The 22,413-nt window shown below is 41.7% G+C and carries 22 protein-coding genes; 7 read left to right on the top strand and 15 right to left on the bottom strand.

Annotated features, from left to right (window positions below; all coding sequences use genetic code 11):
* Nucleotides 1-90 precede the first annotated feature (90 nt).
* The 4 genes from RMY64_RS31845 to RMY64_RS31830 form a co-directional block, all read right to left on the bottom strand.
* Entirely contained in the window at nt 91-360 is a 270-nt protein-coding gene (locus RMY64_RS31845) for a YlxR family protein (protein WP_322669753.1), read from the bottom strand.
* Nucleotides 361-494: 134 nt separating this feature from the next.
* Entirely contained in the window at nt 495-1,781 is a 1,287-nt protein-coding gene (nusA, locus tag RMY64_RS31840) for a transcription termination factor NusA (protein WP_322669754.1), read from the bottom strand.
* A 250-nt stretch (nt 1,782-2,031) separates the two neighbouring features.
* Nucleotides 2,032-2,493, bottom strand: coding sequence for a ribosome maturation factor RimP (rimP, locus tag RMY64_RS31835; RefSeq protein ID WP_322669755.1), 462 nt, complete (start codon nt 2,491-2,493; stop codon nt 2,032-2,034).
* 214 nt (nt 2,494-2,707) lie between these two features.
* Nucleotides 2,708-4,156: a hypothetical protein gene (locus RMY64_RS31830; protein WP_322702123.1), complete on the bottom strand. Its 1,449-nt coding sequence runs from the start codon at nt 4,154-4,156 to the stop codon at nt 2,708-2,710.
* Between the two features lie 338 nt (nt 4,157-4,494).
* Between RMY64_RS31830 and RMY64_RS31825 the strand changes: the two genes are divergently transcribed.
* Entirely contained in the window at nt 4,495-5,208 is a 714-nt protein-coding gene (locus RMY64_RS31825; RefSeq protein WP_322702122.1) for a peptidoglycan-binding protein, read from the top strand.
* 30 nt (nt 5,209-5,238) lie between these two features.
* Here the strand turns inward: RMY64_RS31825 and RMY64_RS31820 are convergent, their stop codons facing one another.
* Entirely contained in the window at nt 5,239-6,132 is an 894-nt protein-coding gene (locus tag RMY64_RS31820; protein ID WP_322702121.1) for an SDH family Clp fold serine proteinase, read from the bottom strand.
* 98 nt (nt 6,133-6,230) lie between these two features.
* Nucleotides 6,231-8,132, bottom strand: coding sequence for a serine/threonine-protein kinase (locus RMY64_RS31815; RefSeq protein ID WP_322702120.1), 1,902 nt, complete (start codon nt 8,130-8,132; stop codon nt 6,231-6,233).
* Between the two features lie 296 nt (nt 8,133-8,428).
* Between RMY64_RS31815 and RMY64_RS31810 the strand changes: the two genes are divergently transcribed.
* On the top strand, nt 8,429-9,349 hold the full coding sequence (locus RMY64_RS31810) for a Tll0287-like domain-containing protein (protein WP_322669760.1): 921 nt from the start codon (nt 8,429-8,431) through the stop codon (nt 9,347-9,349).
* Between the two features lie 293 nt (nt 9,350-9,642).
* On the opposite strand, the gene RMY64_RS31805 is transcribed toward RMY64_RS31810, so the two are convergent.
* Nucleotides 9,643-10,884: a serine/threonine-protein kinase gene (locus RMY64_RS31805; protein ID WP_322702127.1), complete on the bottom strand. Its 1,242-nt coding sequence runs from the start codon at nt 10,882-10,884 to the stop codon at nt 9,643-9,645.
* Between the two features lie 358 nt (nt 10,885-11,242).
* Between RMY64_RS31805 and RMY64_RS31800 the strand changes: the two genes are divergently transcribed.
* Nucleotides 11,243-11,419 (top strand): hypothetical protein, encoded by a 177-nt coding sequence (locus RMY64_RS31800; RefSeq protein ID WP_322669761.1) that lies wholly within the window; start codon nt 11,243-11,245, stop codon nt 11,417-11,419.
* A gap of 49 nt (nt 11,420-11,468) precedes the next feature.
* On the opposite strand, the gene RMY64_RS31795 is transcribed toward RMY64_RS31800, so the two are convergent.
* The 4 genes from RMY64_RS31795 to radA form a co-directional block, all read right to left on the bottom strand.
* Nucleotides 11,469-12,281, bottom strand: coding sequence for a Uma2 family endonuclease (locus tag RMY64_RS31795; protein ID WP_322702119.1), 813 nt, complete (start codon nt 12,279-12,281; stop codon nt 11,469-11,471).
* A gap of 5 nt (nt 12,282-12,286) precedes the next feature.
* Nucleotides 12,287-12,637, bottom strand: a complete 351-nt coding sequence (locus RMY64_RS31790) for a type II toxin-antitoxin system PemK/MazF family toxin (RefSeq protein WP_322702118.1) — start codon at nt 12,635-12,637, stop codon at nt 12,287-12,289.
* Between the two features lie 19 nt (nt 12,638-12,656).
* Complete coding sequence (locus RMY64_RS31785; RefSeq protein WP_322702117.1) at nt 12,657-13,385, bottom strand: Uma2 family endonuclease; 729 nt, start codon at nt 13,383-13,385, stop codon at nt 12,657-12,659.
* Nucleotides 13,386-13,579: 194 nt separating this feature from the next.
* Nucleotides 13,580-15,109 carry a DNA repair protein RadA gene (radA, locus tag RMY64_RS31780; protein WP_322669765.1) on the bottom strand — a complete coding sequence of 510 codons (1,530 nt, stop codon included), beginning with the start codon at nt 15,107-15,109 and terminating at the stop codon, nt 13,580-13,582.
* A 171-nt stretch (nt 15,110-15,280) separates the two neighbouring features.
* Here radA and rpaB point away from each other — a divergent pair, with 171 nt between their 5' ends.
* Together rpaB and RMY64_RS31770 are read left to right on the top strand one after the other, a co-directional pair.
* On the top strand, nt 15,281-16,009 hold the full coding sequence (gene rpaB / locus RMY64_RS31775) for a response regulator transcription factor RpaB (RefSeq protein WP_292866575.1): 729 nt from the start codon (nt 15,281-15,283) through the stop codon (nt 16,007-16,009).
* A gap of 231 nt (nt 16,010-16,240) precedes the next feature.
* The gene (locus tag RMY64_RS31770) at nt 16,241-16,891 is read left to right on the top strand and encodes a cofactor assembly of complex C subunit B (RefSeq protein ID WP_322702116.1); all 651 of its coding nucleotides are present in this window, start codon (nt 16,241-16,243) and stop codon (nt 16,889-16,891) included.
* A gap of 111 nt (nt 16,892-17,002) precedes the next feature.
* Here the strand turns inward: RMY64_RS31770 and RMY64_RS31765 are convergent, their stop codons facing one another.
* Nucleotides 17,003-17,917 (bottom strand): M48 family metallopeptidase, encoded by a 915-nt coding sequence (locus RMY64_RS31765; RefSeq protein ID WP_322702115.1) that lies wholly within the window; start codon nt 17,915-17,917, stop codon nt 17,003-17,005.
* A gap of 337 nt (nt 17,918-18,254) precedes the next feature.
* Here RMY64_RS31765 and RMY64_RS31760 point away from each other — a divergent pair, with 337 nt between their 5' ends.
* Both RMY64_RS31760 and RMY64_RS31755 read left to right on the top strand, forming a co-directional pair.
* Nucleotides 18,255-18,773 carry a DUF456 domain-containing protein gene (locus RMY64_RS31760; RefSeq protein ID WP_322669768.1) on the top strand — a complete coding sequence of 173 codons (519 nt, stop codon included), beginning with the start codon at nt 18,255-18,257 and terminating at the stop codon, nt 18,771-18,773.
* Nucleotides 18,774-19,438: 665 nt separating this feature from the next.
* The gene (locus tag RMY64_RS31755) at nt 19,439-20,104 is read left to right on the top strand and encodes a PEP-CTERM sorting domain-containing protein (protein ID WP_322702114.1); all 666 of its coding nucleotides are present in this window, start codon (nt 19,439-19,441) and stop codon (nt 20,102-20,104) included.
* A gap of 265 nt (nt 20,105-20,369) precedes the next feature.
* On the opposite strand, the gene nblB is transcribed toward RMY64_RS31755, so the two are convergent.
* From nblB to mutT, 3 genes are all read right to left on the bottom strand, one after another.
* Nucleotides 20,370-21,035 carry a phycobilisome degradation protein NblB gene (gene nblB / locus RMY64_RS31750; RefSeq protein ID WP_322669770.1) on the bottom strand — a complete coding sequence of 222 codons (666 nt, stop codon included), beginning with the start codon at nt 21,033-21,035 and terminating at the stop codon, nt 20,370-20,372.
* Nucleotides 21,036-21,101: 66 nt separating this feature from the next.
* Complete coding sequence (locus tag RMY64_RS31745; RefSeq protein ID WP_322669771.1) at nt 21,102-21,566, bottom strand: CBS domain-containing protein; 465 nt, start codon at nt 21,564-21,566, stop codon at nt 21,102-21,104.
* Between the two features lie 271 nt (nt 21,567-21,837).
* Nucleotides 21,838-22,254, bottom strand: coding sequence for an 8-oxo-dGTP diphosphatase MutT (gene mutT / locus RMY64_RS31740; RefSeq protein ID WP_322702113.1), 417 nt, complete (start codon nt 22,252-22,254; stop codon nt 21,838-21,840).
* Nucleotides 22,255-22,413: the final 159 nt, after the last annotated feature.

The following is a 22,413-nucleotide window of genomic DNA, read 5'->3' as shown; positions in this document are numbered from 1 at the left end:
AACCTTAACGTTCAACAGGGAGTTTGATGAAAGCACTACTTCGGCTTTCGACACAATTCCTCTAATGATTACGTCACAAAGTTGTTCCAACTAAATTTGGTTTTGGGTATTACTGCGGGCTAGACGTTGCGACAAGCTTTGGTACAGTGCTTCTGGCACTGATGCATGTAGCGATCGCCCTAGTCGATTTTTTTTTTGAGCCGCTTGTAAGCAACTCGTTTCTGGACAAATATAGGCAGAACGCCCCATGCCCTGATCTAATTGTACCTTTCCCGATGGAAAGACGCGGACAATCCGCCAAAACTGATCTTTTGAGCTTACTTTCCGGCAGCTAATACAGCGCCGATAATTTGGTTTCATCGGTTCTTTGCGATCTCAGTCTAGGATAATGGAAGTAAAAATAAGTTTATTATGACTATTTTTTACTTATACCAAGTAGCTTTTGAGACTGAGACTACAATCTTACACTATCAAAACTTTACAAAATTAATCAATTATTCATCATCGTTATTGTCAAAACTATCTTCCTCTTCTAGTTCGTTCTGATTTTCATCCTCGAATTCTTCTTCAAAGTCCGAGTCGTCTTCTTCTGATTCTTCTGTTTGATATTTTGTTCTGACGGCTGCAAACTTGGTATCCTCTGCTGCATAGTCATACTTAGCTTTGTCTTTAATGTCTATTTTCCAACCAGTCAGACGGGCTGCCAAACGGACGTTTTGTCCTTCTTTCCCAATAGCCAAACTCAATTGATCTTCAGCTACAAGTACGTGAGTTTGCCGTGATTCTGGGTCCATCAAGCGTACTTCATCTACCCGTGCTGGACTTAAGGCATTAGCAATGTATGTTGCTGGGTCTGGCGACCAGCGAATTACATCTATTTTTTCACCGCGTAATTCGTTGACTACCACTTGAATTCGCGATCCCCTAGCTCCAATACAAGCGCCTACTGGGTCTACATCGCGATCGAGAGTATCTACTGCTATTTTAGTTCGAGGGCCGACATAACGGGAAGGGGGGTTTGCCTCCCTAGCTACGGCAACAATCCGTACAACTTCATCTTCAATTTCTGGGACTTCGTTGGCGAAAAGATAAACTACCAAACCAGCATCAGCACGAGACACAAGCAACTGTGGCCCTCGTTGCTGACCTTGGGAGACTTTTTTCAGATATACCTTGAAGGTGGCATTTGCCCGATAATTATCGTTGGGCAACTGTTCCCGCTTTGGTAATTCGGCTTCTACTTCTGGTTGACCAAAGCCGCTGCTAACTGCTAGAACCACTGATTGCCGTTCAAACCGCAGGACTCTTGCTTGGAGAACAGTTCCTTCTAAATCTTGGAACTCTTCTTGCACCATCTGGCGCTGTTGATCGCGTAATTTTTGCGCCAATACTTGCTTAGTTTGCATCGCCGCCATCCGACCAAATTCTCCTTGGTCGGGGGTAACATCCAGCACCACAGAGTCCCCTAACTGCGCTTCAGGAGCGACTTGTTGAACTTCGTCTAGAGAAATTTGATGATCTGTATTATCTACTTCTTCAACAATGGTTTTGGTGGAAAGAACGCGAAATCCTTCTCCTTCAATATCGAGTTCTACTTCAAAATTTTCAAAATAATCTTCGTCAAACTGTTTGCGCTCTAAATTTTGGGCGCGGCGATAACGTTCATAGCCTTTGAGTAGTGCTTCTCTTATAGCTGATTGAACCGCAAGCCTGGGTAAATTCCGTTCGCGACTTATACTTTCAATTAATTCTTTTAATCCAGATAAAGTAACCATTGACATAAGCAATCTCCTTTAAAAATTAGGGACTGGGGACTGGGTGTTGGGCATTGGGCATTGGGCATTGGGCATTGGGAAGAGGACAAGAGGACAAGAGGACAAGGAGAATTGGGGACAAGGGAAAAAAACTTGTTGCAAGTTCTCACCTCTTGTCACCTTGTCACCTTGTCACCCTTGCTCCTCTGCTCCTCTGCTCCTCTGCTCCTCTACCCCTCCAATCCCTAGTCCCTAGCTTCTAGCCTTAGTAACTTGTTTATTGGCGCTCCTCTAACTGCACCTTAGTAATTAGAGAGCGGGGAATTTCGACTACACGACCTTTTTGATTTAAATAAAGTGTTGTCTCATCCCGACGAATCAACTGACCAATCCACTCTTGTTGTCCGTCGTAGGGGGGCGTTGTGGAGACAATAACAGGAAATCCTTTAAAGGAAATAAACTCCCTGTCTGTTACCAATTGCCGCGAAATACCGGGACTAGACACTTCCAAGACGTATGTATCTGGAACGATTTCCGCAGCATCTAAGGAGGCTTCTAAAGCACGGCTCATCCTCTCACAATCGTTCAACCCAGTGTCTTGCTCTGGATTGCGAATGTCTACCCGCAACACTGGTGGACTTTGGTTGGTGTGAAAAACCACGCCAACCACTTCCAATCCCAGTTCTTCTGCCACTGGTGTCGCCAAATCAATAATTTGTGGAACTAAAGGATGAGCCATGAGAGAATTCAATAAAAAAAGTGGGCATCGACCCACTTCCTGCGATAGGTATATCTTCCAAGAAGTCTTGTGACGAACCAAGTTATGATTCGCCTAATTCGAGTTTAGCGCATTTCTTTTATAGTCGTGTATTGGGCATGGGGCATGGGGCATTGGACATTGGTTATTCTTCTTGTCCTCTCATCTCCCCTGCTCCCCTGCCCCTCTGCTCTCCCTACCCTTCTCGTATTTTGGGGAGAATAGCGCCTTTATCTACTACCACCGGAACTGATACTTGTGTTCTTAGCTGCCGGGTTTGCTCGATAATTTGGTCTATGTCTTCTTGGGATAAACGCTGGACGTAGTTGAGTTTGATTTCCTCTAAGAAGTCAAAAAGTAAACTTTGAATTTCTGAGAGTACATGTTTTTCCTTGATTTGAGATCCTAAGACCTGGGTGAAGCTTTCTACTAGCTGACTGGTGAGTTGTGCTCCTACAGGGTCTTCAACAGCGCTAACTAAAGTTTTGTAAAGATTAGTTGTGATTTGAGTCGCCAGTTGTTCGCTTAACTGGGTTTGAGCCTGTGCCACGCCAGGGAGATTCTGGAGGTTGCGGTAGACGGGGACTTGATGGAAGACGGTTTCGATGTTGTGGCGCAGAATGGCAACGATCGCAGGTTGGATATCAGGTAGCACTTGGTAGACAATTGTTTTTACCAAAAGACCTGCGATCGCTTCCACTTCATTCACATTATTAATATCTATGTAGGGACGTAAATTTTCTTGTTGCGAGAGCCAGCTTGTCAATTCACCCCGCTGAATTGAACCCTGAACCTGATTAATCACTCTCACCACAACAATTTCTGTGAGTTCTTCAGCAAAATTGGCGACAATCCCCTGATTAAGTTGCTTTCGCACTGGATGCAGATTCAATAACTGCGCTTGATCGAGGCGAATTAATACAGGTATGATTCGCAACCCTCGCCAAAATGGCAGTAGTAAAAATAAATCGTACCAACGCCACAATAGTGCTTCTAACCAGCTAAAACCGGGATGTTGGCGTCTGAGCAAGAAGGTGCGCCCCAGCAATTCTACGCCAAATAAAATCACAAAAGGTAAGTCAATAATCCAGAATTCATCAATAAAATCACCATTTTCGCCGATTTGGCGGTAGTAGTTACTGGCGATCAAAGGGCGAATGCTTTTGTTAAAAAAATTAATTTCTTCAAGCCAGCCATTTTGTGATAGATGCGGCTGACTCCAAAAAGTAGCAAAGGACTGTTTTGCAGATTCTTTGCCGATGTGCGATCGCATCCTTTGTTTGATTTTCTCCAGAGTCCCACTCTTATTAGCTCCCGCAAACGGGTTACTGTCAATCATCTCGCTACTAAGACGACTTATTTGTATTAGCCTGTTATTTACCTGAGGCGACTGTAACCCTGTTTGCCTAACTTGTTCCTCTAATGCGTCTACTGTTTCTAGATAACTTTTTGTGTCTCGATGACTTTCAATACCTTTGATTGGGTCATAAATATTAGTAATTTGGGGAAGTTTTCGCAAGTAGAAATCTCGCCAAGGTACATAACTTAAATCAAACAACACTAAACCTAAATTTACTGCGGCAGCAATTGCCATAAATCTTTCAACCCAAAGATTACGCTGCTTAGAAGATTTTATATTTTTCATTTTTTGTAATATATGATACTTGTTGAGGTCCACAGGTAAAGAGACTGCTTTTCACCTTCAGCTGACGCTCAATGCACAGATGTGATTTTCTAACGCAGTTTAGGGTTAAAAGGGTATATTCGCTTCAAATGATAACCGCTATATCTTTGCTTATACAAGATACTTCTTTTGATGGATGACAGAAGTTATTGTTTAAATATCTGGCTAAATTTAACAAAAAAAAATCACAATTTGTTCAAAATTCATTAAATAATCGTGAAAAAAGTTATTAAACAAACTTAAAATGCAGCTGTTAACGTTTACGATCCTGCTGATTTGACCCAAAGGAGTTTTTAAGTATGTGGTGTGGGTTTGGAAAATCAAGCGCAACCTTTGCTGTTACTTGCCTGATGACTGCTAGTTTGGTAATTACAGACACAGGTTTTGCAGCCCCTCAAAGAAGTTATACACCCCAGCAATTCCGTGAAGTATTGCGGGGATTAGGCTATAACGTCAAGGTAACAAATACCGCTTTGACAGACGAGGAAACTAAAAAGGCAATTCGAGAATTTCAGACTGGTTATAAGCTAAAACCAGTTGATGGCATCGCAGGGCCAAAAACCCAAGATTTTGCTGCTAACATCGTTCAAATTCTACACAGAAATTTGAATGCAGTGGTGAAGCCAAATCCTCCTCTGCCGCGCGATCGTTTTTATGGTTCTCGCACGGAAGAAGTGGTGAAGGAGTATCAGAAGAAATATCAGTTGCAAGAAACTGGAATTGCTAACTTAGCACTCCGCCAAAAGCTGAATGAAGAAGCAAAGACACTCTTCAGCCAGCCGACAACTAAACCAACAACTAAACCGACAGCGACACCGAGAGCAACACCGAGAGCAACACCGAGAGCGACACCGACAACTACGCCAAAAGCGACACCGACAGCTACGCCAACAGCGACACCGACAGCTACGCCAACAGCTACGCCAACAGCGACACCAACAGCGACACCAACAGCGACACCAACAGCTACACCAACAGCGACACCAACAGCTACACCAACAGCTACACCCTAGTTGCCAAAAAAACTCCTACCCCAAATCCGCTCAAGCGATCTGATTTGGTTCTTCTAAGGGTCTGCCCTTGGGTGTAGGTAGAATTGGACGGCGGTCATTGTAAGGCATAGGAATGTACTGCACGCTGGGTCGTCCTCCTTGTGGCTGTGGGTACATATCCATGAGATTATAAATAGAATGGGGCAGTCCGACGGTTACGGGCAGCCCCATTTCTGTTGCTTCTTCAATAGTGATGGGATAGTCATGGGTGACGCGCCCAGTTGTCAAGGCTTCGATAATCGGTTCGATATTTTCTGGCAGAACTTTTTGTTTAGGTACACTGTCTTTTAGCAAAGTTCGTACAAACCGCTGTACCTGCTGTATTGCTTTGCGTGATAGGTCAGCCATAATTAGGGTTTGGTCATCAATCTCACCGATGGGTTTATCTTCAACCACTTTCAGAATACTGGCTGCGGGGTAATTACCCAGTTGGGGATCGACTGGACCCAAGACAGCGTTAGCATCCATAATAATTTCATCAGAGGCGAGGGCAAGCATTGTACCGCCACTCATAGCATAGTGAGGTACAAAAACTGTGACTTTTGCTTGGTGGCGAATTAACGCTCTGGCGATTTGTTCCGTAGCTAAAACCAAACCGCCAGGAGTGTGCAAAATTAAGTCAATTGCTACATCTGGCGGTGTGAGGCGAATTGCTCGCAATATTTGTTCTGAGTCTTCAATAGTAATGTAGCGAGATATAGGAATTCCCAAAAAGCTAATGGACTCTTGACGGTGAATTAGTAAAATCACCCGACTTTTGCGTTCCTGCTGGAATTGTTGTAAAGCACGCAAGCGCCGATATTCTATTTGACGTTTTTGCCAAAGGGGTTGCAAAGAAGTCAGAAGGAGGAAAATCCAGAATAAATCACCAATACCAAAGCCCATATAATTTATTTTTGTTCAAAAATAACGGTTGCCGTCATTATTGTCACAAATTTGGGGCGATCGCAGTTCTATCTGTAGATTTATAGAAAAATTACGAATTATTTACTACCCCTTCGCCAAATTTTAATAGTGTCGTCATCACTACCGCTAACTAGGGTTTGGCCATCGGGACTGAAGGCGACACATCTAACATAGTTGGAATGCCCTGTAAGTGTGCTGATTTCTCTGCCACTGTGTATGTGCCACAGTTTGATAGTGTTGTCCCAACTGCCACTAGCGAGAAATTGTCCATCCTGGCTAAAGGCGACTGACCAAACTGAATCAGAATGACCTATGAGAGTACGAATTTCTTTGCCTGTATTTATATGCCAGAGTTTAATCGTGTTGTCACCACTGCCACTGGCGATAATTTCCCCATTTTTGCTGAAGGCGATACAGTTGACAAAGAAAGAATGGCCTGTGAATGTGTAAATGTTCTTGCCTGTGTATACTTGCCACAATTTAATAGTGTAATCATTACTGCCACTAGCCACCAATTGTCTATCCTGGCTATTGGTTGTAAACGTTCTCGGAGAGTAGGCGACTGACGAAACTGGGTCGGAATGACCTGTGAAAGTTTGGATTTCTATGCCTGTGTTTACCTGCCACAGTTTGATTGTGCAGTCAGCGCTACCACTAGCCAAAAACTTGCCATCTGGACTAAAAATAACGGAATTTACCCAATTAGCATGACCAGTGAGAGTACGAATTTCTTTACCCGTGTTGACATCCCACAATTTGATTGTATTATCCCAACTCCCGCTAGCTAAGATTCCCCGATTTAGGTCTGCAACTCCCGCAGATTTGCCGGATTCGCCTTGATAAGAAAGGTTTGAAGAGATTGGGATTGGGCTAAAGGCGACCGAATGAACCATACTGGAATGACTAGAAGGCCAACGACCCAGTTGACGCACTAGCTTGCCAGTACTCACTTGCCAAAGTTTGATGGTCTTGTCATTACTGCCACTAGCAATAAATTGTCCGTCTGGGCTAATGGCGATCGCATGAACCATACTAGAATGACCTTTGAGGGTCTGTACGCATTTCCAGTTCTGCCGATCTAATACAACAGGTACAGGTAGTTGCAGCTTAGGGGTTATCACTAAATTAGATGAGCTTTTTGTTACATACTCCCCTGTCTCAGGGCCTAATAAATCCAACCACTCTTGCACAGACTGGGGACGATACGTTGACTCCAGATCCATGCCGCACATAATAGCTTGATTTACCCTATTGCTGATGTTGGGATTAAAATATTGTGGTGGTTCTAAATTAATATTGTGACGTCTATCATCTGCACTAGTCGGTACAACTGCGGTAAGCAAATTATACAAAGTAGCGGCTAGGGCGTAAATATCAATATATTCTCCTCGCGGCGCTTCTGATTCATACTGTTCAGGTGGGGCAAAACCAGGAGTACGATACACTGTATGCCTTTGGATCGTATTAGGAATAAATTCTCTAGCGATGCCAAAGTCTATCAGCACTGCTTCTAATTTATCAATGCGGATCATGATGTTGCGTGGTTTGAGATCCCGATGCAACAGTCCTTTAGAATGGATTAAGGTCAAAGCATCGCCAATTTGCCGGATGTAAAGTAGTGCTTCTGCCTCTGATAACACTCCTATTCGCCTCAAGCGCTGTGCTAAGTCTTCCCCTTCGATGTAATCCATCACCATGCAGGGCAAATTTCCCTCATCGAAGATGGTTTCTATCTGTACTATATGAGGATGGTGGCACACAGCCAGCCGAACTGCTTCATCACGAAAGTCTTGCCGTAACTTGTTTCGGTGGAGTATCCAGGCGGGGTGATTCAGGATTTCTTCTTTGAGGGTTTTAATCACTCGCTGTTGATTTCGTTGATTTCTGGCAAGATAAGTAATGCCAATTCCGCCTTCACCTAGTTGGCTTTCAATAATGTAGCGTCCCCCGAATAAAGACTTTCCTGCATTCCACACCATTAGTAATATTTGACAATTGCTGGTATTTATTTTGGCACGGTATTCAGTTCAGCCAACACGAATTTTTGGGAATTCCATTTGAATTGCTGTTGTAGCTTTTTAGAACTTACTTACTTAGATAACATTTTCATTAACCTCAATAATTACTAATAGTATAAAGTTTGGATATACCCTCATAGTTTTGGCTAAACTATGCCTTTATACGAAAAAATGAAAGTTGATTGCTCATGTTACAGTAAACAGTAACTTTAGACATATTTGTTCATAATAATTTGACTTGTAGGTAATCTAAAATTATGCTAAAGAATCTCAATTTGAAACAAAAATTTACAATTCTGCTACTGGTAATTTTGACATTTGGTCTGAGCTTGAGTGGATTTACTCTTTCTTCTCTACTGAGGGAGAATGCTAAACAAGATATTAGCTCCACTGGTCTCATGCTCATCCAAACAATGAGTTCTGTTCGTAAATACACCAGTACTCAAGTGAATCCAGAGCTAGTTGATAAATTGGCTACTGAATTTTTGCCACAAACCGTTCCTGGATACTCAGCACGAGAAGTGTTTGAAATTTTACGGAAAACAACAGACTACCGTGATTTCTTTTATAAAGAAGCAACTCTCAATCCCACAAATCTTCGGGATAAGGCTGACGGTTTTGAGACGGAAATTGTAGAACAGTTCAGAAATAAATCAGACCTTAAAGAAGTTAGTGGATTTCGCTCAATTCCTGGTGGGGATATCTTTTATATTGCTCGTCCCTTAGCAGTGTCTGAACAAAGCTGTCTGGCCTGTCATAGCGTACCTGAAGCTGCACCTCAAAGTATGATTAGTCTTTATGGTGCTGCTAATGGATTTGGGTGGAAACTTAATGAAATTGTTGGCGCTCAGATTATATCAGTACCCGCCAAGAATGTCATTAATAAAGCAAATCAGTCTTCTTTACTAATTATCTTGATTGTATCAGCTATATTTATAGCGACTATCCTATTAGTCAACTTGTTCTTGAATCGACAAGTTGTGAAGCCTCTCAAACGCATGACTCGCATAGCCGAAGAAGTTAGTACGGGACATATGGAAGTTGAATTTGAGCAGATGTCTAATGATGAAATCGGTAATTTAGCTAGAGCCTTTAAACGGATGCAGTTAAGTTTAGAAATGGCGATGAAAAGAATCAAACGTACTCAAGGAGGTACAGGCGATTACAATAATTTCTAATGACGTTCTCTCTAAGAGACTTAAAAGCGTAGCTTGCTTCTCTGTAAGGGTACGCAAACTCGCTTTGCGGGACACTAACGTAATTAAGCTCTGTACAAGACGTTGCGTGTAACTTGCTTCCCTCATAGAAGTATACAGAATCGCTTTGCAGGATGTTAACGTAATTAATTTTTGTTTCTAGGATATTTAAACCTACTAAAAAAGTTTGCTAATTTTATTAGCTTTGTTGACTTAAACCCATAGAATTAGTTAATAGATTAAAAATTATTCCTCAATCCGTGATGTCTAAATCTCTATGAAAATAAGCTTTTTTTAAATTCAAAAGCTGCTTGAAAATTAGGAATCTCCTTAGTTACAAGTTCAATAAATTGGTCAGCTGAAATATAAGGATTGTGGGCTAGTATTTCTTCTATAATCAGATTTGCCATTGGGCCGATGTGGTAGGCTAATTCTTGCTGACAATGTTTGATAAATGCTGGTTGGAGTGAAGATTGTTGTTCAATTCTTTGCCCAGTTTGTGGACTAGTGGGTGAATTAAAAATTGTTTCTTCAGGTTGTTTATATGACTGCGATAAAGCCGACATAGCCTGAAATTCAGGGTTAAATACCGTAGCCGGTAAATCATCAACCATGATTGCAGAAAACATTGCTATTTCTGGTTCTCGAATACGCTCTAAATCTCGAAGAACTTCGCTGGCTGTTTGGTATCGCTTGTTAGGCCTATCTTCCAACATACAATCAAGTACTTGAGCAAACCCATCAGTAACATAGGTATAATCACGCCAGTTCCATTCAAGTGAGTATTGATCCATTAGTAAAGATGGATCTCTAGCTGTGAGTAATACAATAGCAGTTACACCTAAAGCATAAAGGTCACTAGAGGGTGAACATAAACCCAAACTAATCTGTTCGCGGGGAGCATATCCAACTTTGCCTACAAGGGACATTTTGCCAACAAACGTTACCTGTTGGTTGGAACTTCTCGCCTCGTTAATGTCAGCAATTTGCTTGCCTACCCCGAAGTCAATCAGCACTGGCAGATCCTTGCCATCAGGTAACATGATGTTGTCTGGAGAAATATCTCGATGGATAATGTTGTGCTGGTGAACATATTCCAAAACAGGCAGCAGATTCTTTAGCCACTGTATAACTTCGTCTTCAGAAAAATTTCTTCCTTGACGTTGCAGTTCTCCTAGCAGTCTTGAATATGTTTTACCGTCAACATACTCTTGTACTAGGAATAGCCGACCATCTCCTTCAAAGCAAGCCAAAAACTTGGGAATTTGAGGATGTTGCAATTGATGAAGAATTTTAGCTTCTCTTTTAAATAAGTTACGATATTGTTCCAGTCCACTTTCGCCTGTGCCAATGGGTGCAAATTCTTTGAGAACACAGGCTTCATTAAACCGACGAGTGTCAAATGCTAAGTAAGTTCGTCCCAATCCTCCCTGTCCTAGAAGTTTTTGGATAATATAGCGGTTATCGATTAGAGTTCCAGCAGCTATTTCTGGTCTTGTCATAGGGGACTGTGACATCATCATCGCACTCCTAGCGATTTTGTTATTGATAAATTATCGAATTTGCTGAAAGTCAGAAACTCTAGCAGATAAAGGCTGATAACATCCTTTAAATTGAGGTTAGCACCACTATCGAGCCAAGGAAATACACTTTTCTACAATTTTCTGATGGTCTTGTGTTACCAAATAGACAATTTTAACCTGAGTAATTCGATCGTACTACTAATACTTAAGTATTTTAGCCACCGCAACATAATCTGTGTCTGCGGTAATATCTGCAAATGTTCAGGGCATCGCTTTTGAGATTTGCTGCTGAACCTTATTTTCCCCATAGTTACCCAATTGAAACTGGGTTGAGGAACAGTAAGGATATAGCGTGACATCATGGTTTTTCATAAAAAATGAGGTTGCTATAGACTTGCTGAAAGAAATATTATATGTATTTCAAGTGCTAAATATGCGATCGCTCTCAAAAATTAATCTTTCTGAGAAACTATATCATTATTCAGATAGCGGCTTCGGCATCGGCGATCGCAGTTTTCAGTACAGATGATTCCTCAAAAGCAGAAAATTATGCTGCGTATCACAAAAGACTTGTGAAGCTACAATAATTCATCTAGTTCATCAGGATTCACGCCTAACTGACGCAAACGTTCTGCTAATTGTTCTACTTTTCGTTTGGCTTGAGCAGCTTCTTGTTCTGCAATCATAGCTCGTTCAGTTGCAGCAGCAGCTTCCTCTGTGGGTGCAAGAATTAATTCTCCTGTCAAAGTGAACCACCTTAACCACAACCTTTCAATATCTCGAAATGAACCTTGCCATAAGCCTAAACTCAAATCTATCTCTGGCATTAATAGGTATCCATCGGTCAAATTCATCGGTTCATAGTGACCGCCGACCAACTGAAAAGCCCGAAGTTCATTAGTATAGCGACTGAAAACAACATAGTAGGGAATCCGCAAAATTCGTTCATAAACTTCCCATTTGCTAGGAGGTTTATCTACTGCACCTTCTCTTCTTGTGCCTAAATCTTCGTCTTCCGTACCTGGAGATAATAACTCAATAACTACAAAGGGATTTGCTGGTTCTTGCCAAGTGACATAACTTAACCGTAAATCTTGCCCTTTGTATAACTTTTCTACACCTACTGCACCAAACCAATCGGGGTGTTTATACCATAAAGGATGCTGTAAATCATAGTAGAGATTAAGGTCAGCCGCACTGTAAACTAGTTCAGGATTCCAGTTAATGGGTTGAAAAGTTAGGTATAAAAGTAAGGGTTGTAAAAAGTGAAAATCGTCTGGCAAGCCTGGTTCCTCTGGGTTGTCACTTGGTAAATCATACATCGTTGGCAGAGTTTCCCAAGGAGGAAGTGGGGGATCAGATTGAGGAATATAGTGGCGAGAAGAAGTCATATTTTTTATTCTTTAATAGAAGACCATATTTGCTGGATGCATTGATCCACTTTTTCCCAATCATTTGGTTGTAAAACTCCTAATTGACGGTCTAATAGATGCTTTTCTACTGTGTTTATCTTATGCAATCTAACTACCGACGAACGCATTAAACCTGCTTGCTGCAATTCTATAATTTCAAAATCAAAAACCGTTTGAGTTTTTTGACTGGTAATCCGGGCCACAATCACATCATCATTTCCTGTGTTTAAAAGTAATAACACTGGGCGAAATTTGAATGTTACTGTATCAGAAAAAGGCATTGTAATAAATAAGATCCTTAGCTTCTCAAACAAGTCGGGATCAGTAGCTTTCAATTTTTCCTAAAAAATTTCATCACACTTCTGGTTCAATTCCTGCCGCTCGCAATTGTGCTGCTAGTCGTTGGGCGCGTTGTCGTTCTTGTTGGGCGCGTTGGCTTTCCTGTTGAGCTAACTCAGAACCCCAAGGTAAAAGGTTTTCTTGTTCGTCCCACCACCGTAACCACTTTCCTGGGCGATTTTCACGAGTACCTTGCCACACCCCAAGGTAAAGATTCATTTCTGCTATCCAGTAGAGTTGATTTTCATCAGGCCCTTGCAAAATGTATTGTTCTGTATTCTGCAAGCGATACATCTCGAAACTGCCGCTATCTGGCTCAAAGATAATATAGTTTGGTACTTTTAAGATGCGCTCGTAGAAAAACCATTTTCCTGGGGGATATGTTGCTTTGATAGAATATTCTGTTTCCTGTGTATCGGAAATAAATTCCATCACAATTACGGGAATATCACCCTGTAATTGAGGTGTGTAACTGCGTATTACTTCTTCTCTACTAACATTAATTTTGGCAATAAAAGCCCAATCAGGAGCTTTAATGACCATTTTGTTGTTTAAAGTGGCACAAATACCGTAATTAGTTGTTGTTAGGGCGTTAGCTGAAATTTTTCCGGCTAATTGTAGGCTTTCTGTAAGTGCAGCAGCTAAGGCTGGTTGGTTGATGTTATCCACTGGATCATCTGGCAGTTTGTAATCATCGGGTAGTTTTTCCCAAGTGATTTGGTAGTCTTGGGTGAGGGCTGTCATGATCGGTTTTCCTTTAGGATTGGGCATTGGGGAGCCAGCGCTGTGGGCGGGTTTCCCGACTTGAGGCGACTGGCGTCATTGGGCATTGGGAAAGAGAAGGCAGGGGTGCACAGGGGCAAAGGGGGAGAGGGGAAAAACTTACTGCAACTTCTTCCCTGCTCCCTCATTTCCCTCATCTTCCTAGTCCCCAATAGTTACTCATCTTCATCAGGTTCTAAATCGTCGGCTGTCAATTCTTGATGCGGGATGGCGGCAATAATCGCATCTATTACTTTGGCAACGGGTAAAATCTCGATATCAAGATCGGGGAATTTTTGTCCTTTAGGGACGATCGCTCTTTTAAATCCCAACTTAGCAGCTTCTTTCAACCGCAGTTCCATTTGGGAAACCGATCGCACTTGTCCACCTAACCCAACTTCACCGATTAATACTGTACCGGGATCGACGATGCGATCGCGGAAACTAGCGACAATTGCGATCGCAATTCCTAAATCTACCGCCGGTTCTTCTACATTCAACCCACCCGCCGAAGCAACGTAAGAATCTAACTTGGACATGGGAATTCCCACTCGTTTTTCTAAGACGGCAAGAATTTGCACTAAGCGGTTGTAGTCTACGCCAGTTCCAGCACGCCGAGGGGAAGGGTAGCTGGTAGGACTCACTAAAGCCTGCAATTCTACAACGATCGGGCGAGTGCCTTCACAAGCCACGACAATGGCAGTACCTGGTGCGGGATCGTCACGGTTGCCTAAAAATAGCTCTGAGGGATTGGAGACTTCTCGCAATCCATCTGTCACCATTTCAAAGATGCCGATTTCGTGAGTTGCGCCGAAACGGTTTTTGACTGTCCGTAATAACCGATGGGAAGCAAAGCGATCGCCTTCAAAATACAACACTGTATCGACTAAATGTTCTAAAACTTTTGGCCCAGCGATCGCTCCTTCTTTGGTGACGTGTCCCACAATCAGCATGGTGATATCTTCGTGCTTCGCCACTTTCATCAGTGCTGCGGTACATTCTCGTACCTGAGCCACTGAACCTGGTGCAGAAGTCAACGCCGGAAAAAACACTGTTTGGATACTATCAATTACCGCCACATTTGGTTTGAGAGAGTCTATTTCCCGTAAAATTTCTTCTAAATCTGTTTCTGGCAGTACATATAAATCTGCACCTATACTGTCAGGGTCTATAGAAATCGTAGTATCTTCTACTACTACTGTTACCTTCTCCTCGTTTACCATACTTAGGGGTTTTGATACTCCCAACCGAGAAGCTCGTAATTTTACCTGCTGTCCTGATTCTTCACCGGTTACGTAAAGGATGCGATATTTCTGTGCTAATTGATTAGATACTTGCAACAATAAAGTCGATTTACCAATCCCTGGATCGCCACCAATCAGTACCATAGAGCCAGGGACAACCCCACCGCCAAGTACTCGATCTAATTCTCCATAACCAGACTCCCAGCGAGCGATTTGGCGATCGGTAATTTGGTTAAATGTTAAGGAGGCTCGCGCTTTAGCTGGTTTAGCGTGAGATTTGCCATTGCTTTGAGTTGATTGCCAACCACTCACTCCCCCCCGACTGGGTACATCTACTGAGGATTGAATCGAAATTTGTTCTTCTAGAGAGTTGTAAGTGCCGCAAGCTGGACACTTACCAAACCATTGGGGCGATTCTGCTCCACATTCATTACAAACAAAAAAGGTTTTTGGCTTTGCCATTCTTAAATCTTATTAAATAATCTTAATATTTACTTAATTCTTGAAAAAAACTAAAAACTAATAATATGTGGTATTTAGAGCTTTTTCCAAATCAATTCATAGAATGATATCTTAATATTATGGTATTAAAAATTAATCATGTAAATTTTTAGTCAAGGAGCCTAGAGAAACTTGGAAAGCCATAAAGAAAAAATCTTGGTGGTAGACGACGAAGCCAGCATTCGCCGGATTTTGGAAACACGCCTTTCCATGATTGGCTACGATGTAGTGACCGCTGGCGACGGGGAAGAAGCTTTGGATACTTTTCGCAAAACTGAGCCTGACCTGGTAGTTTTAGATGTAATGATGCCAAAGTTAGACGGCTATGGTGTATGTCAAGAATTACGAAAAGAATCAGATGTCCCCATTATTATGCTAACAGCTTTGGGTGATGTCGCCGATCGCATCACCGGCTTAGAATTGGGTGCTGATGACTATGTAGTTAAACCATTTTCCCCCAAGGAGCTAGAAGCCCGGATTCGCTCGGTGCTGCGGCGAGTAGATAAAAACGGTGCTTCTGGAATTCCCAGTTCTGGGGTAATTCATGTCGCGAATATTAAAATCGATACGAATAAGCGACAAGTCTACAAAGGCGATGAGCGGATTCGATTGACGGGTATGGAGTTCAGCTTGTTAGAGTTGTTAGTCAGTCGCTCTGGAGAAGCTTTTTCTCGTTCGGAAATTTTGCAGGAAGTATGGGGTTATACACCAGAACGCCATGTGGATACCCGCGTAGTAGATGTGCATATATCGCGTTTGCGGGCAAAATTAGAAGACGATCCTAGCAACCCAGAATTGATTCTCACCGCGCGGGGTACTGGTTATCTTTTCCAGCGGATTATTGAACCAGGGGAAGAGTGAGGAGATGAGGTAGGGGGGCAGGGGAGCAGGGGAGCAGGGGGTAGGGGGGACAAAGGGACAAGGGGGACAAGGGGACAAGGGGGACAAGGGGGAATTATTGAACAAGTCTTTTTCTTATCTCCCCCCTCTTCCTTGTCTTCCTTGTCTCTTCTCAATGCCCAATGCCCAATGCCCCATGCCCAATGACAAATGACAAATGACAAATGACAAATGACAAATGACAAATGACAAATGACTAAACCCGATCCTAATCGAGTTTTGCGGCGTCTACCCATTGTTGTAGGTGGTCTAGGCGCTGTACTTTTATTGATTAACCGTTTATTAACACCGGAATTAACCCAATCTCAATCGCGTGGTGATGTAGTGGGCGTGATTTTGAGTGCGGTGTTAATTTTGACAGGTTTAATTTGGCAGCAAGTTCAGCCGCGATCGCCTGATACTGTAGAACTAATAGGAGAAGAAGGTTTTGTACTCGCACCAGATTTACCCGAAGCCGTAAAAACAGAGCTAGCTTGGGCATCTCATTTATTGTTGACTAATACAGTAACGCGATCGCTCGTGGTTTTTTATCAAGGTAAAGTTTTGTTGCGTCGCGGGATTCTGGGTACTAAATCTGAGGTTGTGCCAGGAGTAATCTTAAAACAGGTACTCGAAAAACAAAAGCCGATTTATTTAGTTGCTCTAAAAATATATCCAGGTAGAGTTGAATTTGATTATTTACCAGAAAATACTCAAGGTGTAATTTGTCAACCTATTGGCAACCAAGGTGCGTTAATTTTGGGCGCGAACGCTCCTCGCAGTTACACCAAACAAGATGAAAACTGGATTGCAGGAATTGCTAATAAATTAGCCGTTACTCTTGACTCGACTTTATCCAACTAAGTGACGTAAAAATTTAGCTTGGTCATGTGGGACAATAACTCGTAATTTGTAATTCCTACTCAAATTAACTTGCTTGTATCTATAGTTAATTACGAATCACGAATTATTAAGTCACCAAGAAGTCAAAAAATTCCAACCTTCCTTTTCTTCTGGTGTCTTTGCTTCTTTTTCTTCTGGTTCTTCCGGGATATTTAAATTTGTCTGTTGAATTAAATTATCATAAGCTCCTGAATCAACCCATTTTAATAATTCGCCAGCCCGCATAACTATCCAAGAAAGCCCAGGCTCTGTATAACTTAATATTTTAGTGACTTTATCCACGCTATCAAAGTTATTGGATGCAAATTCACGGGCTTGGATAAGAAAATCTTCAATTACAGTAGTAGTCAAGTACTCATCTGGTAAACCTGCAAGTTTCATCAGTGTAGTAGTTGCTACGTCAATATCCTGACAAGCAAGCATTGCAGCCCGATCGGCAGTGAATCTAGCCATCATTCGCCAATTATACAAACCTAGTTCCATTCCGCCAGCTACCAAGCCACCGACTCCGAGTGTGGTACTGCTCAACAAATTTTTCAAAGTTGGCATAACAATTGCCATTTGGTGATAAACCATGTGCTGACTTTTGATGCGAGCGACTTCATGTCCGAAAATGTAAAGCAACTCATCTACGCCAAGCCACTCCATTGCATCTAAATTGATACCGACAATGGGTTTTTCTACGCCAACAATGTAGCTTTGAATGTGACCTGTGCCTCGAAATAGATACAATTCAGGAAGTGGAGCAACATCAAGAATTTGGCAGGTTTCTACAAATGCTTGATGTAATTCGGGAAAATTACGGAGCGAAATTCTGATTTCACTACCAAGACTTTGCAGTCTAAGTAGGCGATCGATACCGTATTCGTTAATTTTTTTGAGTAGTAGTGAGACACCGGGCATATTTTGTAAAGAAGCCAAGGCTTTGCGATCGAAGGGGTGCTCGTAGGCTTCCGAACTTAGTCCAGTTAATATTTTTCTCGTCATAGGTTTTGAGCTTTTAAATAGCAGTTTAGAAGCATTAGGCAAACTTGCACTACATTGTACTAGGCATTTTTCGCTATCTTACCCAGATAGAATAAACAGTAGGGGATTACAGATGTGCATTGGTGTCAACTTAACGTGAAAGCCAGCCTAGAACCAGCTTTTAGATATTGTTTCGTTGTCTCGTTTCTAGTCTCCGACTGGGAATGCCGTCCTAGAGGCTCTGCCGCCAGGAGCAGCATTTCGCTGGAAACGGGATTTGAAAAGGCTTCTAGCTTAAGTTGACACCAATAACAGATGTGCGCCCCAATGAGAGAATTTGGAAATTTACAATTAATCTATGCAAATTATTTATTGGCTATTAGTTGCTGTAATGGTTGTGGGTATTATTGGTGCTGTAGTTCCAGCCATTCCCGGTAGCAGCTTAATTTTAATTGCAATTATTGTCTGGGGCATCGTTAGTAGTTCTTTTGCAGTTATCAAGATTCCACTAATTGTGACAATTATAGTTTTACTGCTCAGTGTCGGAGTAGATTTTTTAGCTAGCTATGTAGGAGCAAAACAAGCTGGAGCTAGCAAGTGGGGGCAAATTGGCGCAATTGTTGGTTTGGTGGTAGGATTTTTGGGATTATTGCCAACTTTACCTTTTGGGGGGCCATTATTAGGAATTTTACTAGGCCCGCTTTTGGGAGCAATTATTGGTGAGTACCTTTACCGACGTGAATTTGGGTTAGCGGTTAAAGCAGGTATAGGAATTGTAGTTGGGTCTTTGGTTGGAAATTTGATTCAAGGATTGTTAGCGATCGCCGCAGTTGTAGTTTTTGTTGTGACAACCTGGCCACAGGTATATGGCTCTTAGCATTTAAAAAATCTGACAGATTTGAGAACAGAGATAATAGCTAGCAACTAGCTATTTGTTACAAATATTCAAAAAGACTATCTATAGTAAACAAATACAGCGGTTCCTCCCATTTATTCTATGAGAGGAACCGTTTCACTAAATATTTAGTAACTAGAAAGATTATATAGCAATCTGATTTGATTTCTGAATTAATCGTAGGGACTAGGGACTGGGGACTGGGGACTGGGAAGAAGGAATAAAGCTGTACTGAATTTTTTTCAAAAATCAAATATGAGTCCTATAGATACACTTCATACTCCATTTATCTAAAATAGAGTTTAGCAGCTAATAGTATTTTTATATACTATTATAAATATATTTACGTAAACATTTTTTTTGAAGTTGGAGCTATTGCCAATAATTTCAACCCTAGAGAGTAAGAGATATACGAAGCGCAGATATGTAAGAAATTAAAATTTTATGAAGACTATTTGTTAATTGAAGATGTGATGAAGACCACTCAGTAAATATTGCAGGTTCTAAGTCTATGTGATTTTATGGAGATAAGAAATACATCACGCAAGTTTCGCTTTCACTGACAGTATTTTAAATAGATTACTGATAGTAAAGGTCAAGCAATCAATTTCTCTGTTCCAGGTTATTATTAGGACTCTCAAACACTCATGATTAATTTTAAATCTAAATTACTAAACGCTACTTTAGCTGCTAGTTTTGCAATCCCCTTGGCTACTGCTGGGGTGTTTACATCTGCTGGTTCGGCTCAAGCTGTAACCTTGAACGGAAGTATTGGTCTTACTGGTACATCTCTCGTTCCTAATGATGGAGTCAATCCAGCTACTACTAGTATTAAATTTGTCGATATTGATGGTATTGATACTGATGGTGATTTTACAGCTTTCTTACCAAGCTTATCAGGCACAGGTATTACCATTAACACTCTAAATTTAACCAAGATAGCTAATATATCAAGCACAACAGCTACATATTCTACAGGTGTTTACACCCCGTTCATTAATTTCGGTTCGCGAACCTTGGGTAGTACTACTGCGCTTCTTACCTTTGATCTAGATGATTCTGTAGTTACCAGAACTCGGAAATCGGCTACCAACATTAATGACGTAATATTGGATGGGATTACGGGGAAATTTAATTTCAATGGAAAAACTATTGGGGTTGGCAATTTGGGTGCTTCTCTTAATGGAAAAACAAGCGAGTACCACTTAACTCTCGAAGCAGTTAGCGTTCCTGAACCAACCACAATGCTAGGTTTAGGTTTAGTTGGTGCTGGCATGGTTATGTCTCGCCGCCGCAAAAGTGCCATTCAATAGTCCTATCCTAAATATAAAAAAGTTACTTTTAATTGCTAAAAGTAACTCTAATTAATCTATTTCGATCTGGCTGGAATGCAAAATTCTCCCAACCAGGTCGAATTTTTTATACTACCAGATAAATCTATATGAATGGTGAATTTTCTTATCCTTATACCAATTCAATTAATGATTGCAACACATTCTTGGGTAAAGACGCGATTCATCGCATCTCTACAAATGGTCTATTTGTCGCATTCTTTTTTCAAATTGGTATTAGATAGACTTAAACAGACTGCAAAGATTGTTTCGCTTCGCTTGCGATCGCATCTACTTCATCATTAGCCAAAGTTTCTAATATAGATTTGGCTTCTGGATTACCCAAACGAGCTAAGGCTTGTACAAGTCTGTAACGAATTTGCCAATCTGGGTTGGTAGCATAAGGAGCCAAGAGAGGAATTGCTTGTACATCTCCCAAGTCACCCAAAGAACTAATAGCAGCAGTTTGGACTAATTCATTTTCTGATGAAAGTGCCTCTTTGAGTAGTTCAAAGGCTCGTGGATCGCCCAACTCTCCTAATGTAGCAATAATACTGAATTGTATTAGCCATTCCTCGGTTGTGTGATAAAGCTGCTGTAAATCTTCAAAAGCTTCACTTAACTTCAGAGCGCCTAAACAGTCTGCTGCTGCTGCTTGTACATCTACTTCGGAGTCATGAAGCAAGCGATCGCGCAAGATATCCAAGGATAACTGTAAATCTTGGGTTCCAAGTGTATCCATTTGACTCACTGCTGAGTAACGAACACGGGAATTGCGATCGCCAATAGCACTTTGAATTAATTCAAAGCCAACCGCAGGTTCCAATTCGCGGATTTGATTTACAGCACGTAAGCGATCGCCTAAATCCTCAGAACTGAGCAATTGCTTGACAGACTCCGGAGTAATACTCATTTAGTTATCCTTGATTTTCAAATGTATAAAAAAGACAGACGCGATTAATCGCGTCTCTATTGTTGACTAATCTTGACTAGCAGCCATAGCTCGAATAACATCACCACGAGTCAGGATACCAATTACTTGGCCTGTACTATCAAGTACTGGCAAGCGGTGAACGCTGCGATCGTGCATGATTGTAGCTGCTTCTTTTAAAGTTTTATCAGGGGAAATAGCGATCGGGTTTTTACTCATCACCTCCCCGACGGTTTGCCCTAAAGCCTTATGCAAATCACGGTCATACGTAGCAGGATTTTTTAAATAGATAACACTATCAAGAAACATAATGTACGCAGGTGGAGTAACACCAGTTTCTTGCCACATCAAATCAGTTTCCGAGATAATGCCTACCAATTTACCGAGATCGTCCACAACAGGTAGTCCGCTGATATGGCGTTCTGCGAGAATTTGGATAGCTTCCTTGAGTGGAGTTTCCTCCCGGACAACAATAGGATCGCGGCTCATCACATCGGCAACGGTTTTAGGCATTTATTTGCTGACACCTTAAATCAAAGTCCCTGCGCCTATTGTAGAAAATTGCGGGACTCAACCTGATGCAATTAATAGATTGTTACGGGATTGGTCATTTGTCATTGGGCATTGGGCGTTAGGAGTGCTGTTAACGGAAAGCTAAGGTTTAGCCCGTGCTGAGTTAAGAGTTAAGAGTTAGGAGTTAGGAGTTTTGTTTATCTCCTTGTCCCCTCATCTCCCTCATCCCCCGCTCCTCTGCCCCCTGCTCCCCTGCCCCTCTGCTTCTTTCCTAGCCCCCACTTCCTTTTAATGCAGCAATAATTTGAGTATTTGCTTTCGGAAAAGTAAAATGCTCTAGTTCTTCCAAATTTACCCAGCGAATTTCATCGGATTCCAAAGGTTGGGGGATACCTGTAAGATGGCGGCAGTGATGTACTGTGAGGGTAACGCGCAAGTTTGTATAACTGTGGTCAATAGTAATCAGATGCTCTCCCACTTCAATTACTATTCCCAGTTCTTCGGAAATTTCCCGTTGAATACATTCTTGGATGGTTTCACCAGGCTCTATTTTACCACCAGGAAATTCCCACAAACCACCCATCGCTCCTTCTGGACGACGGCGGTCAATCAAAATTTGCTTTTGGTCATTCCAAATTACTGCAACACCAATGATTTTATGGGGTGGGAAAGAACTGGTTTCACTCATAATTGAATGGCAAGTAGAGAGTAGAGAAAGAATTCCTGAATTTTGATTCTTGACTAATAACAAAACTCGGCAGACTACTTGTAACTCTGCCGAGTTTAGATTTATGGCGTTGCATAAATGCGGGATGAATCATGGAAACACGGGTATTTCTCTATACTT

Origin of the sequence: Nostoc sp. DedQUE08 (genome assembly GCF_034530895.1) — a bacterium.
Taxonomy (GTDB): Bacteria; Cyanobacteriota; Cyanobacteriia; order Cyanobacteriales; family Nostocaceae; genus Nostoc.
The sequence above is the reverse complement of the archived record's forward strand: the minus strand, read 5'-3'. Positions and strand labels throughout refer to the sequence as shown.